Genomic DNA, 14,886 nt, shown 5'->3' on the forward strand with positions numbered 1-14,886 from the left:
AGGTTTTTTAATTTATTATTAGTTAGCCGTAATAACGACAATTCTATAAATTATAACAAATTTCTAGCCTAAAAACTAGCGCTCTAGTTCGGAAACAATGCGATTGGCCACTGCCCAATCATTTTCATATGGTGTATCAACACCATCTATCTTTTGATATTCATCCAATCCTTTAGCTGCTAGCACCACAACATCGTCCGGTCCTGCTGCCAGGATAGCAGCAATAATCGCTTTGGTTCGATCAAGTTCGCGATAAATTGTCACCTTTGGATTAGTAATCGCTGCTTGGATTTCATCAGCAATTTTAGCTGGATCTTCATATTGTGGATCATCACTTGTTAGATAAACAACATCTGCTCCTTCACTAACAGCTTTTCCAATACCTGGTCGACGTGACACACCTTTATTACCAGGTGCACCAACAACAATGGCTAATTGATTGACTGATTCATTTTGGCGGACAAACTGTAATAAGGCCGCAATCGAAGCATAATTATGTGCATAGTCAACATATATCGTACCGTGCTTTTGCGTATTTAGAACCTGCATCCGTCCTGGTACTTTAACTGTTTCAAGTCCCTCAGCCATAGCTGGTGCATCCGCACCAACCAGACGGGTTGCAATCATTGCCGCTAAGGCGTTACTCTGATTGAAATCACCTGGCATATCTAATGTGTATTCACCCTTAATATGCAAATGTTCAGCTTGTTGACCAACCTCTCGTACCTTAAAGACACTACCATGCAAATTAGCATCGGTCGCTTCAAAATAGACATCTGCCTTTGGTGAATCAACATCTTCTTGACCATACAACCAAATACCATCACGATGAACCATTAGTTCAGCATGGGCAATCAACTCACCAAAATGATCAGAATCAACATTCAACACAATTTGTTCTGAATGATCAAACAGCATCATTTTATGTTGTAAATAGTCTTCAAAGGTTGGGTGTTCATTTTCACCAATGTGATCTGGACTGATATTTAAGAAGATACCAACATTGAAGTGAAGACCATAAACACGGCGCATTTTAAAGGCTTGTGATGATACCTCCATCACCATATGGGTCATCCCATTATCGACTGCCTCTCGCATCCAACGAAAAAGATCCACTGATTCAGGTGTCGTTAAATGGGCCCGGTAATGATATTGTGGTTCACTACCAGTAATCACTTGTAATGTTGATGACAAGGCAACTTTGTCATGGGTATACGCACGTAGAATTTCATATGCCATATATGCGGTCGATGTTTTTCCCTTTGTACCAGTGATACCAATTAGTGCCAAATTATTTTGGGGATATTGATAAAAAGCCATTGCAATAATACTCATTGCTGCAGGCACATCATCAGCGACCCAAGTAGGTAGCTTGGTTGCATGTTTAAAACTTGCTGGTGCAATGATTGCAGTGACCCCTTTTTCAATGGCATCGGTTAAATACTCTGCTTTAAAATTTCCCTTAATAAAGAGTAAGGTACCTGGCACAACATCATTGGAATTATAAGCTAAATGTTGTATCTCACCATCGAAATCTGGTGCTGATATTAATAAATCTTGATCAGCCAATAACGTTGTAATGTTATCTGCAGTGAGTGTCATTAAACTTAATCCTCTTTTCTGATTCTTCATTGATTATGCTAATTCGCCAGCTTGTTGTAGTTGGCTTTTCATTTTAATTGCTGCCCGACCACGATGTGCGTAATGCACACGCTCCGGCATATCGATTTCGGCCAAAGTCAACCCATTCTCAGTTTCTAACAACTCATCCAGCCCATTCCGATTACCGCGTGGTGTGTCTGCTAACACAACACCACCCTTACCTTCAGACGTATAAACAACATTTTGTGGTGTGACAACCACAAAATGTGCTAACAGGTAGGCATCACGAGGTGCTGCAGCTGGTAATTGTTGGAGGACATATTGGTTAATTTCATCATCCCCGCTCAAATGATGTGCCTTAAATTCACGCATGGTTGTGACACCAAAATGATCTGGAATTGCTGGAATAAATAATGCAGAATCATCAGCTAAAATATATTCATTAGGTAACAAATTATGAATGGTTTGTGCCTTGACCAATGCGTTGGTAGCCATATCATCTGTTGTTTCTGGTGGAAATGTGATTTCATCAATTAAATGACGATAATTGAGACCTTTTAGCCCTAGTACTGCTAAATAACGAACCATCTCATCGGTCTTATGCGTATTGTTTGAGGCAATAACAAAACGTGTCATCATGTTAAATTTTCTCCTCTCTTTCGATAGCTCGTAACGTATAAAATGATCCGGTCACCACGATTAATGCTTTTGATGACTCCCTAACTTGTCTGGCAAGAGAAATAGCGGCTGTTGAGTCATCAGCAATTTCAACATCAACATTGCTCATCATCACAATGTTTGCCGCTAGTTCATCAGCTGACATTGCATTCTTTGCATCAGGTGTCACGGCAATTACCGTTGACACATAAGGTAGTAATTCATCCAGCATGTCCATATGATTTTTACCTTTAATCAGTCCCAAAATAACAATGGGCTTAAAAGGTAAATGCCATGAACGAATAGCCGCCACCAAACTGGTGATACCATGTGGATTATGGGCACCATCATACAAAATATTGTTTTCACTATCATATTCCATACGACCCGTAATTTTAACATGAGCAAGGGCTTCCGCAACCGTCACATCGGACAATGCAATCCGCTTGTTCTTCAAAATTGTGACGACTTGTAAAACAGTGCTTAAATTATTTGCCTGATAAGCACCCGTTAATGACAATTTCAACCCTTCCAGCTGGTCTGCATTAACAACTAATCCCTTTGGCGATGAACGGATTAAAGTAATTTGTGGCTTTGGGTAAGGATTCCAAACTGCGCCAACTGTTTTGGCCTTATCACGAAGAATGTTAAAAACAGCAACATCTTGCCCCGGATAATTGACCACTAAACTTCCTGGCTTAATTGCACCAGCAACGTTCTCAGCAATTTTAATAATATCGTGGCCAAGCATTGTTGAATGGTCATCAGAAATTTTTGTGATAGCGACAACCAATGGCTTTTCAACAACATTTGTCGCATCGCCAGTACCACCCAAACCTGCTTCAATAATCGCAAACTGAACTTCTTGTTTTGCAAAATGACAAAGGGCAATCAAGGTCCACAGCTCGAATTTGGTGAGTGTTTTTTCATCACCACCATGATTTTTGATTTCAATCATAATTCTTTTATAGTGAAACATCACGTCTGCTTCGCTAATCATTTGTCCATTAATCGTGACAACTTCACGATCTGACAAAATTGCTGGGGTTGAAAAGTGACCGACCCGATAACCTGCCGTTGTCAAAATTTTACTCAACATCACGCCAGTCGATCCTTTACCATTTGAACCAACAATATGGATGACTGATAATCGTCGCTCAGGATGACCAATCCAATTCAAAATTTCTTTTAACATGCCTACACGACTATGTTTACTTGGTGATAATTGCCAATCATCACCCAAACTTGCTTCAAGTTGTCGATACGTTTCAACGGTGCCCATACGCAAACCAGTCCTTCATCTTTTTGTTCATCAAACGACTCTCTAAATTTTTATTTTATCATATATCATTCTTGCTTGGCGGAACATTCTGGATAATTATTTACGAATCATTCATATGATAAAAAAATCTGGGACAAAACTAGCCATTGTAGACTGAAAGGGGCAATAATCTACCTATTTGACTGCGGTAGATTATTGCCCCTTAAACGTGTTCCAAAAGACTGAAGCCGATTGTCACACTCTCTATAAAATTATTTTTCAAGTAACTTAATTGGTGCTGCAACTAACGTATCTGGTGAAATATCATCAACATTGGCAACGATTTTAATATGTTGCTTGTGGTTAGTGAATGTCACTGGTGCATCGCCACCATATTCCCCATCCAAATTAATCATAATCTTATCATTTTTAGTTGATGACACCTCAACTTTTTCAGATTTTACATAAATCAAATTTGGATTATTAATATGCTTACCCATTAGCACTTCCGTAATCAAGTTCAAAATCTCAGCGAACTTGGTTGTTTTCACAATAAGCAAAGTAAATTTACCATCATCTAATTTTGCATCTGGCACAATTTGTTCAAAACCACCCACAGAATTCGTCAATGCCAAAAAGAACATTGCTGACTTACCGTTAAATTCACCGTCATCATATTTGACATGGATATCCATCGGCTTGATGCTAGTCAACATTTCAGCACCTTTCACCACATATGCCAAGTAGCCATACATTGACTTTAATTTAGATGGCACAGAATAAGTGAGTTCTGATAAAGAACCACCAGCTGCGATGTTGATAAAGTATGAATCATTGGCTTGCCCAATATCCATCTTGGCTGCTTTTCCTTTTAGAATAACCTTCGCTGCTGCCAATGGGTCTTCACGCGGAATGCTCAATGCACGTGCGTAATCATTGGTTGTACCAGCAGGAATAATGGCTAACATTGGCCGTTTATCTAATGGTGCGATACCATTGACAACCTCATTGATTGTGCCATCGCCACCAGCGGCAACTAGCAATTCAAAGCCCGCTTCCGCAGCTCTTTTCGCTTCAGTCATGGCAGAATTTGGCTCAGGAGTTGTCGCAAAGGCGCTCGTTTCATAACCAGCTTCCTCATACACATCCAAAATATCGACTAAATCACGTCGAATGGCTTCACGACCAGAAGTTGGATTATAGATAATTCGTGCTCTTTTCATTCCGTCTTGCTCCTAATTTTTAATATATGTATGACATCAGAACAGATTACCTAATTCTGATGTCGATAGTGAGCCGTTTTGTCTCGCTCTGATATTTTATTCAGGCTTGCGTGCTTGCAAACCAGCTAACAATAACTTGTTAACGACTGCTGGGTTAGCACTACCCTTTGTTTGCTTCATAATTTGACCAACCAAGAAACCAACCGCACGATCTTTTCCATTGTGGAAATCAATAATTGATTGTTCATTCTTATCCAAAATTTCGTCAATCAATGGTGTCAATACTGCTGGATCAGATAGTTGCTTCAAGCCGTTCTTCTCGACGAATGCAACAGGATCGTCACCCTTAGTGATTGCCTTAAAGACTTTTTTGGCCATCTTTGTTGAAATTGTGCCATCATCGATCAACTTGATCATATCTGCTAAGTGAGCTGGTGTTAATGGTGTATCCTCCAAATCAGCTTGTTGCTCATTCAAGAAGGCATTAACATCTCCCATCAAGTAGTTAGCCGTACGCTTTGGATCAGCACCAAAACTAACCGTCTCATCAAAGAAGTTTGCCATTGCTAGCGTCTGAGTCAACACTTCTGAATCATAGACTTCCAAACCAAGCTCATCAACATAACGTGCTTTACGGACACTAGCTGTTTCTGGCAACTTTGCCTTCACTTCATTGACCCATTCGTCAGTAATATGCACTGGTGTCAAATCAGGCTCTGGGAAGTAACGGTAGTCATCTGCTGTTTCTTTAACACGCATCAATACAGTTTCACCCGTTGCTTCATCAAAACGACGAGTCTGTTGTTTGATGGTACCACCAGACATATAAATCTTTGCATGGCGATTTTCTTCAAATGCAAGTGCCTTACGGACATAATTAAATGAGTTCAAATTCTTCAACTCAACCTTTGTCCCATACTCACTTGAACCAACTGGGCGAATTGAAATATTCGCGTCAACACGCATTGATCCTTCTTGCATCTTCACATCAGAAATACCAGTAAATTGAATCGCTTGGCGCAATGCTTCTAGATAAGCATAAGCCTCATCCGGAGAAGCAATGTCAGGTGCACCAACGATTTCAATTAGGGGGGTTCCCTGACGATTCAAATCAACATAAGAATAACCATCAGTTCCGTGGGTATTCTTACCTGCATCTTCTTCAACGTGTAATTCAGTAATACCAACACGCTTCTTTTTACCTTCAAACTCAATTTCTAGCCAACCATTGCGACCAATTGGTTGTTGTTGTTGCGTAATTTGATAGGCTTTGGGATTATCAGGATAGAAGTAATTCTTACGATCCCAGTGTAAATCGCGAGTAATATCAGCATGTAGTGCTAATGATGCCATCATACCGTATTCTAAAGCACCCTTGTTTGCCTGTGGCAAAACACCAGGATATCCCCAGTCAATCACATTGGTGTTCGCATTAGGCTCAGCACCATATTGAACAGGAGAAGGTGACATCGCCTTCGAGTTAGTCTTTAACTCAACATGGACTTCTAGTCCAATCGTCGTTTCAAAATTTGGCACTGCCATTAATCCTTACCTCCTGGTACTTTTTCAAATAGACGTGTTGCTTGCTCAAATGCATAGGCAACACGGTAAATCGTTTCCTCTTGGTAGCGGTTTGCAATCAATTGCATACCAACTGGCAAGCCATCAACAAATCCAGCTGGTACTGACATACCTGGTAAGCCGGCCATATTGACAGGAATCGTCAAAACATCGTTCATGTAAGTCACTTCAGGGTCGTCCTGATTAGCACCAAAGTCATAAGCAACATTTGGTGTCGTTGGCGCAACGATTAAATCATAATCTGCAAAGACCTTTTGGAAATCATCATTCATCAATGTTCGTACTTGTGCAGCTTTCTTAAAGAAAGCATCGTATGAACCAGCTGAAAGTGAGTAAGTACCAAGCATAATACGACGCTTCACTTCATCACCGAATCCTTGGGTACGCGTTTGGACATACAAGTCTTCTAAGCTTTTAACGTTTTCTGGACGGAATCCATAACGAATACCATCAAAACGTTGCAAGTTTGATGATGCTTCAGCAGAAGCCAAGATATAATAAGCAGCAACCCCATACTTTGTATGTGGTAATGATACTTCATCTACCGTTGCACCGAGTTCGCGTAATTGATCGATGCCGGCACGAATGGTCTCTTTGATACTATCGTCAACTCCAGCGCCAAAGTATTCTGTTGGCACAGCAATCTTCAATCCAGAAATATCACCATCCAAGTGAGCTGTAAAATCAGGAACGGCTTGATCTGAAGAAGTTTGATCATGGTCATCATGACCTGCCATTGCAGCTAACACAGTCGCATTATCTTTGACACGACGCGTAAACACACCTACTTGATCAAGTGAAGATGCAAAGGCAATCACACCCCAACGAGATACACGACCATAAGTTGGCTTCATACCAACGATACCGTTGAAGGCTGCTGGTTGACGAATCGAACCACCAGTATCTGTTCCTAGTGCAAAAGGTACTTGGCCAGCAGCAACTGAGACCGCTGACCCACCTGATGAACCACCAGGTACCTTGGTTTGGTCCCAAGCGTTCTTGGTCTGCTTATAGTATGATGTTTCAGTCGTTGATCCCATGGCAAACTCGTCCATGTTTAACTTTCCAACGCCCACTGCACCTTGTTCACGTAAACGTGAGACAACAGTTGCATCATAAATCGGCTTAAAATCTTCCAAAATTTTTGATGCGGCAGTTGTTGGCACATCCTTGGTAATCAAGTTATCTTTGATACCATAAGGAATACCTGACAAGACATTATCTGGATCAATACCCGCTTCATCAATAGCAGCAGCTTCGGCCAATGCCTTTTCTGACATAGTTGCTAAGAATGCATCATATTTTGCATCAGTTTGCGCAATATTTGCTAACGTCTCTTTCACTAAGTCAACTGATGTGATTTCTTTATTTACAAGTTGCTCATGTAACTTTTCAATGTCTGTATGCAAAAAATTCATTAACCTTCAGCTCCCCCATCAAGAATTGCAGGCACTTTAATCAAAGTGTCTTGGTGTTCTGGTGCATTGTTTAGCAATGATTGTGATTGTTGTGCGTTAACCGCAACATCATCTCGTAATACTGTCTGCATCTCAGTCACAGAATATGTTGGCTTCACATTTTCTGTGTCCACCTCAGCTAATGTTGTCACAATATCAAATATTTTACCTAAATGATCTGTAAACATATCAGCTTCTGCATCTGTTAAAGCTAACTTTGCTAAGCTAGCCACATGTTCAACTTCTTCACGCGTAATTTGCTCGTTTGCCATGTTAATTCCTTTCATGCTTTAATATAGCTATTTTACCAAAAGATTTTATATTTAGTATATGTCATCTGCCAAATTCGTTTGATTCTCATGCACAATAAATCGCAAGCCCTTTGGATAAAAATTTTTCATTTGTCGATTGACTAACTTACCAAAGCCGACACCATTACCATTTAACTCTAGTAAATACCAGCCGTTTGTTAAATTTTCGACAGACGATGGTAGCATGAATGTGTCGCCATGGACATACTGACGCCATTCCTCATCATTTAATGTATAACGTTGTATAAACTGGTCTGAATGAAGAGCCAACGCCAACGCCAAGCTAGGTTCAAAACGTTTTTTCTTAAATGTGCCCAAATGTAATCCAGCTCGCAATACTTGTAACCCCTTTAAGTCCGGTGTGCCAGTTGGTACTGCATAAAGTTGGTCACCAAAAGCTAATAAAACACCTGGTTGATAGTTTGGCAATAATTGTTGTTGAAATTTTTCCCAATACTGTCGTTGTTCAGCTGTTAAATTCGTTTTGGCTAATTTTGGCTCCTTAGCCGGCACCACGTCAGTTGGCTGATACTGCAACTTTGCCATAAAATGGCCTTCACCAGCAACGGATTGTGGAAATAACCGTACTGTTTTAGCTAATTCTGGATTACCATCTGCCCATGCTGGACGACCATCTGACATACCGTCATGTTTTGGCACATCAACCAAGTGTAAGTCTGGATATTCGGCTAATAACCAAGCAATAATCTGTTCATCTTCTTCAGGAGCAAATGTACAAGTTGAATATACCAGTGTTCCGCCTGGTTTTAGCATTTTCATCGTTTCTACTAAAATTTCGCGCTGACGAGTCGCATTTTCTGCCGGATAATCCTTATGCCAATATTGCATTGCATCTGGATCTTTACGGAACATCCCCTCACCTGAACAGGGTGCATCTAAAACAATCCGGTCAAAATACTGCGGAAATTTTTTCGATAATTCTTGTGGGGAATGATTCGTTACCAAGGCATTTTGAACACCAAATCGTTCAATGTTTTCACTTAAAATTTGTGCACGCTTACGGAAAATCTCATTCGACACCAATAAACCTTGCTGATTCATGAAAGACGCTAGATGTGTTGATTTACCACCTGGTGCAGCTGCCAAGTCAAGCACTCGTTCTCCAGGCTGTGGTTGTGCTAATTCACCGACCAGTTGTGCAGATGGCTCTTGTGAATAAATCAGGCCCGTCGTGTGATCAACCGAATGACCTTTTGCGACGCCGAAATAACCCCACTTGCCCCATGGTACTTGACCATTTGTTGGCGTATCATACAGTTGCTGATTTGCTTTTAACGGGTTAATACGAAAAGCTTTCACAACTGGTTGATCAAATGCGGCAAAGAATTCATCTGCATCATCGTCCATTAATTGACGGTACTTTGTCTGATAATCTGTCGGTAACTCCGCCATTTCATAAACTCCTTGTCCTATATATAATAATTTTATTCTACACGTTTTTGCACTATTCAAAAAGTGTTTTTAATGAAGTTATAACTGTCCTGGCAGATTAATAACTACGATCACTGACAATGATAAAAAGGCGTTGACCTACCCCATCTAACTTGATAGATCGACGCCTCTTAAATGTTTTAAATAATTTGTTCTAAGTACTTTGCTAAGCCATCTTCATCATTTGTATATGATGTGATATCATTTGCAATTGCTTTTAAAGCTGGTTGACCATTCTTCATAACGACCCCATGTGTGGCATAGTCGATCATCTCGTAATCATTCATACCATCCCCAAAAGCATAGACATCATCCTTTTTAATATCAAACGCACGTTGCATGATTTGCAGCCCTGTATCCTTTGCAACACCTGCGGGTACAATTTCTAGTACTGGTGAATCTGCACCCCAAGTGTTAACAGTTACCCGATCAGAGCCATAACGATTAGTCACATAGTCTTGAATCAATGCCTGATGAGTACTATTTTGTGCTTCTATTAAAATTGAATTGATATTCGTTTTTAAATTTAATCGGTCTAACATATGGTAGGTGTCTGTCGATTGCGGAAAGAAAAATGCTTCATTCGGGTTTGTTGGTCCGATATGACTGTTTGTCCAGACATCTGCACGACTTTCCGCAACTACCGATTTGATTGCCATGTCTGCCGCGTTTTCAATTAAATCAAATGCAATCTCACGATCAACCTGGTATGAATAAGCATAATCCCACAGTTCATTTGGAATTTCACCAAGTGCCCCATTAAAATTGATCATTGGTGACTTTAGGCCAAGTTGTTGATAAATATCCATTGATAAACGCACTGGTCGACCAGTAATTATGGCAACAACATGCCCAGCTTGTTGCATTTTTTGAATAGCTTGCCGTGTTCTTTCAGAAACTTCCCCTGCATCATTCAAGGTTGTTCGATCTAAATCAATACCAATTAATTTACGTCCCATCGCTACGATCCTCTTTTACTCTCTCATTTCCCACAATGTTAATTATTCACTAGGCACAACTGGTACTAATAGCTGGCTATGCTTGGTATCAATTGTATAAGTGATTTTTTGATTGCCACGCACGGTCATTTCAAAATCAGTACCATAAATGACAATTCCTAATTGATGACCAGCCGTTAACTGATACAGAGTCGGCTGCAGTGTAAGTGTTAGATCAACATATTCGTCTGGACGTAAATCATTGACTCGCCAAGCATTTTCTCGATTTTGCATATTGATATGCCCAATCGTAATCATTTTATTGGGCGTTGTTTTGGCTTGTTGGAACTCAACTAAGGGGGTTGGCTGCCAATTGATGCCACGATCAATTTGACTGCCCTGTGGTACAGGTTTTGTTGTTAACCGACTAGCATCCCCATAGTCTACAAGCATTGCACTCACTAATCCCACATTAGTTGAAGATTTAATCCGCAATTGTAGTGATACCTCACCATCAATTAGCAAGTCTTGCTTTTGTTTTGGTTGTAAAAAGATAACCCGTGAATGATCCAATTCATGAGCATCACGGTCAATCATCAATGAACGCCAGTGATTATAATCTTGACTATATGATGTATAAGCTAATTTGGTTTGCTTATCTGTATAGCTAACTGGTGTTTGCACATTGGCCAATGAAATTTTTGTAGGCGTCGTTGTACCCCAACTCTGACGTGTTTCCCAAGTTTCCGGTGCTTGATTACTTTGCCAGGTTAAATCAGGCAACTGCTCACCCGCATGATTTTCTACATCATATAATTTATAACTTAACCATAAATTCATCTGGTCACTAAAATCTAATGACCGATTATTATTAATATAAATATGTTGTCCTTGATGCAAATAGAGCTTCTTCACCACATCTAGTTCTTGCAGCTTTTGATAAAGACGGAAAACTTGGCGTGGTTTAACATTCCAATCATTCAGACCATGAACCATCACAATATCTGCCTTAATATTTGATACATTTTTTAGATAATTACGGGCATCCCAATAAGTATTATAATTTCCGGTCGTGCGATCCATATCGATAACCGTTTGCTTTTGAAATTGCTCCCATTGTGTCTTGGTACGATGCCAATCACCTGCATCTTGCATACGAGAATAAACCAGCTCTGCCAGTACATCCATGTCTTCTCCTGGAAAACCACCTGGTGCAATCACAAGACCATTATCACGGTAATATTGATAATAATCAGAAATAGCTGCTTCTGAAATAACTGTTTCTAACCCTGCAACACCAGTGGTCGCTACTGCTGTTGCTAACGTTCCTAAATATGACTTACCAGTCATGGCAACCTTACCATTTGACCAATGTGCTTTAATCGTTACGCCACTTTTTCGGTTAACAAACGCGGTGCGGTTACCGGCCAACCATTCCACAACCGCTTGCATACTGATGACTTGTTCAGGTGAACCAGTATCTTGCATCCCATCTGAATAACGGGTGCCAACGCCAGACGAATAGGCTACTGCAAAACCACGTGATAAGAAATAATTATTTAAATCAACATGTGATGTTGGATAAAAAGTTTCTGTCGCTGTCGTCGCTTCACCTGTTTGTTCGTGTGCCGTTAACTTTTTGGGTGCAGCTGGTTGATACGCAATATCTTCATAGGTTAAATCATTTGGCACTTTCCGCTGTAATGGTACATTAACATCGTGCAATTTCTTATCACTCTGCACATCATTTGTCCCCTGATAATAAGGTGAAGCGGTAAACAAAGTGGGTACTTGTTGTGACGTTGTTGGTCGAATAATGTCAACACGAACCAAATCTTTGATGCCATCGTCATCCGTATCTAAATCCGTTTCCACATAGACAACTTCTTTAATTAATTGATTAGTATCAAATGTAGCCAAGGCTTTACCATTAAAAAACAGTGACTGATTCGTTGCTTTAAAATATTGATGACTGACTAACTCATCAATAAGTTGCAATCCGCCTTTCGTATGTGTCGTTAATAGATCATACCAAGCATTTAACACATCATCCGTGTCCCACTCACCAGGTTTATTGTGTAATGGTAGCCCAATTTTTGCCACCGCTTTTTCCGGATCAGCTAATGTATAATCAATCGATTCTAAAAAATTTAATAGTTGCAAGGCAAGCGCATCAAATTCACGTACTGTGACTTGTTGACCTGTTGCCAAAAAAGTTGCTAAATCTTGTTGTTCACTGACCATATAATCATCAAACTTTGTTGTTACAGTCGTTGATGTCGCTGCTTGTTCTAACAATTCTTGTAATAAAGGTACGCTCCCCTTTGAAATGGCCGCTTGAATTTTTTCATCATAAAAACCGATCGACGTCAGTTCATTTATCTTTTGTTCGAAAGTCGTTTCGATAACCCCAAATTGATTTATTTTCATATTTCACTCTCCATTTCAATGACTTCATTATAACAAAGATTAAAACATAATGAGAACATATAAAAAAGGTCGGAACACCAGAAAATGTTCCAACCTATTCAACTAAAAATATATTAATTATATGCTTGTAAGTTTGACAGCATAAACGTGTTTCAAAAGTCTGAAACGCTATAATTTTCTATTTAATGGTTACATCATTATTGGCACCATTAATTGTTAAGGCTTTGCTTTGGTCTCCCGTATGATAATCATTATCGGCTTGATCAGCACCGCCAGCATAGATACTGCTATCTTGGTTTGCCACATTAATACCTGGTACATGAATTGTGTGTAATTCGATTTGTTGATTATCGCCCTGCATTTGACTAGCTTGTTTCAACGTTAGATTATGGGCCTTAAAGTAGCCATCCCCACTATTGACGTGTAGCGTATCCGCCGTCACATTTTGCAGACGATAATTACCACTATCACCTTGCATATCAATTTTCTGGGCAGTCAATTGATTTAAACGCACACCACCATAATCATTACGCACCGTCAAATTTTTAGCAGAAATATCTTGTGTCGTTATCCCACTACCATCGGTTGTTAAGTTTAAGTTGTCCAAATTAACTTTGTAAGGTACGGTCACGACAACCGTTTGACTAGACTCCTCGATACCGAAAATTGGATTGTTTGATTCACGTAACGCTAACTTTAATTCATCATTCGTCGTGTTTAAATTCAATTTACTATCAAGATACTTGCCAGACACTCGCCACTGACTACCTCGTACAACTCGTACATACGAATTCGAACCACCATCAATGGTTATTTTTTTGAAATTCTTATTATTAAACTTTTGGTTAATCTTGTGTACCTTCACAATTTTTGGTCCATTATCCCAAGTAATCGTCGTTTTTGCTCCGGTTGATAATCCAGTAACAATCATGGCACCACCAATAACCATCACACTACCACCAGTAATGAGTGTTGCTTTTAATCCCATTTTACTGAGCCTCCTTTACACGGTTTTTACTCAAGAAACGATGACCAACCCACTTCACAAACATGACCAGCATCTCAAATAACCAACGTGTTAATCGCCAAACAATCGGTGCAAAGAAGATGACTGCACCTGTTAGCAGCAAGCCAGCTCCCATAAACAACAAACCAGTTGGTACAGACTGCCACAATAAAATGACCCCATTTACAAAGGCAAATAAGCCGCCTGCCAATACACCGATAATCCCTGCATAGATAGCAAATAATATTCCCAAGAAGGCAATAAATGCACCAGCTAGTAGACAGATTAGACCGATTGCAACAGGAATTAAAATTGGTGAGGCAAATAGTCCTAGAATGATTAACCAAATCAAATTAACCCGGTTCTTTGTTCGTTCACCAGTTGGAATATTTTCATCTGCCGTTTCATCATTTTCAATAAAATATTCAATTTTTAATGAACGAGCAAACTGCTTTGGGGTCCCATATTTTTCTTCAATTTCTTTAATCGTGTAACCTGCATCTAGCATTTGCTCTTCGTAAAATTGTAATAATTCTTCACGTTCATCAGCAGGAATATCTTTTAGATTTGATCTAACTGCTGCTAAATACTCTTTAATCATCGCTCTCCTCCAATAATGAATTCACGGCCACGCGGAATTCTGCCCAAGCTTGGCTGATTTCATTCAAATGTGCCCGACCTAAATCAGTCACGTGATAGTAACGTCGATTTCGACCTTCAAATGGTTTGTCGTATGTTTCTAAGTAGCCATCGCGCTTCAATCTTCTTAGAACGGGATACATCGTTGATTCGCTGACGCCCAATAATTCTTGCATCGCCTTCGTAATGATATAACCATATGTATCTTCCTTGGTTAATACGGCCAATACAGAACCATCGAGTACCACCGTCGGTACTTGAATATTCATGGCTATTCTCCTTATTTTTGTATATTATATCTTGTATATCATTATGTTATACGACGTATA

The 14,886-nt window shown here is 39.8% G+C and carries 13 protein-coding genes; all 13 read right to left on the minus strand.

Annotated features, from left to right (window positions below):
* Positions 1-75 precede the first annotated feature (75 nt).
* The 13 genes from HMPREF0877_RS02100 to HMPREF0877_RS02160 all read right to left on the minus strand — a co-directional run bounded on the left by HMPREF0877_RS02100 (position 76) and on the right by HMPREF0877_RS02160 (position 14,826).
* A complete protein-coding gene (locus HMPREF0877_RS02100; RefSeq protein ID WP_040760290.1) occupies positions 76-1,602 on the minus strand; it encodes a UDP-N-acetylmuramoyl-L-alanyl-D-glutamate--2,6-diaminopimelate ligase in 1,527 nt (508 codons plus the stop codon).
* A gap of 33 nt (positions 1,603-1,635) precedes the next feature.
* On the minus strand, positions 1,636-2,241 hold the full coding sequence (locus HMPREF0877_RS02105; protein ID WP_002827522.1) for a non-canonical purine NTP pyrophosphatase: 606 nt from the start codon (positions 2,239-2,241) through the stop codon (positions 1,636-1,638).
* 1 nt (position 2,242) lies between these two features.
* Complete coding sequence (locus HMPREF0877_RS02110; protein WP_002827523.1) at positions 2,243-3,541, minus strand: bifunctional folylpolyglutamate synthase/dihydrofolate synthase; 1,299 nt, start codon at positions 3,539-3,541, stop codon at positions 2,243-2,245.
* A gap of 251 nt (positions 3,542-3,792) precedes the next feature.
* Entirely contained in the window at positions 3,793-4,743 is a 951-nt protein-coding gene (locus HMPREF0877_RS02115) for a diacylglycerol kinase (protein WP_002827525.1), read from the minus strand.
* A gap of 96 nt (positions 4,744-4,839) precedes the next feature.
* Entirely contained in the window at positions 4,840-6,285 is a 1,446-nt protein-coding gene (gene gatB, locus HMPREF0877_RS02120) for an Asp-tRNA(Asn)/Glu-tRNA(Gln) amidotransferase subunit GatB (RefSeq protein WP_002827526.1), read from the minus strand.
* Positions 6,285-7,742 (minus strand): Asp-tRNA(Asn)/Glu-tRNA(Gln) amidotransferase subunit GatA, encoded by a 1,458-nt coding sequence (gene gatA, locus HMPREF0877_RS02125; protein ID WP_002827527.1) that lies wholly within the window; start codon positions 7,740-7,742, stop codon positions 6,285-6,287. Before gatA ends, gatB begins: the two co-directional genes overlap by 1 nt.
* Positions 7,742-8,053 carry an Asp-tRNA(Asn)/Glu-tRNA(Gln) amidotransferase subunit GatC gene (gatC, locus tag HMPREF0877_RS02130; RefSeq protein ID WP_040760292.1) on the minus strand — a complete coding sequence of 104 codons (312 nt, stop codon included), beginning with the start codon at positions 8,051-8,053 and terminating at the stop codon, positions 7,742-7,744. The genes gatA and gatC overlap by 1 nt, the downstream gene beginning before the upstream one ends.
* A gap of 51 nt (positions 8,054-8,104) precedes the next feature.
* Positions 8,105-9,505 (minus strand): RsmF rRNA methyltransferase first C-terminal domain-containing protein, encoded by a 1,401-nt coding sequence (locus HMPREF0877_RS02135; RefSeq protein WP_002827529.1) that lies wholly within the window; start codon positions 9,503-9,505, stop codon positions 8,105-8,107.
* A gap of 179 nt (positions 9,506-9,684) precedes the next feature.
* Complete coding sequence (locus HMPREF0877_RS02140) at positions 9,685-10,503, minus strand: Cof-type HAD-IIB family hydrolase (RefSeq protein WP_002827531.1); 819 nt, start codon at positions 10,501-10,503, stop codon at positions 9,685-9,687.
* Positions 10,504-10,545: 42 nt separating this feature from the next.
* Entirely contained in the window at positions 10,546-12,912 is a 2,367-nt protein-coding gene (locus tag HMPREF0877_RS02145; RefSeq protein WP_002827532.1) for a Xaa-Pro dipeptidyl-peptidase, read from the minus strand.
* A 178-nt stretch (positions 12,913-13,090) separates the two neighbouring features.
* Positions 13,091-13,900, minus strand: a complete 810-nt coding sequence (locus HMPREF0877_RS02150) for a DUF4097 family beta strand repeat-containing protein (protein WP_002827533.1) — start codon at positions 13,898-13,900, stop codon at positions 13,091-13,093.
* Between the two features lies 1 nt (position 13,901).
* The gene (locus HMPREF0877_RS02155) at positions 13,902-14,519 is read right to left on the minus strand and encodes a DUF1700 domain-containing protein (RefSeq protein WP_002827534.1); all 618 of its coding nucleotides are present in this window, start codon (positions 14,517-14,519) and stop codon (positions 13,902-13,904) included.
* Positions 14,512-14,826, minus strand: a complete 315-nt coding sequence (locus HMPREF0877_RS02160; RefSeq protein WP_002827535.1) for a PadR family transcriptional regulator — start codon at positions 14,824-14,826, stop codon at positions 14,512-14,514. Before HMPREF0877_RS02160 ends, HMPREF0877_RS02155 begins: the two co-directional genes overlap by 8 nt.
* Between the last annotated feature and the right edge of the window lie 60 nt (positions 14,827-14,886).

Source organism: Weissella paramesenteroides ATCC 33313, assembly GCF_000160575.1.
GTDB lineage: Bacteria > Bacillota > Bacilli > Lactobacillales > Lactobacillaceae > Weissella > Weissella paramesenteroides.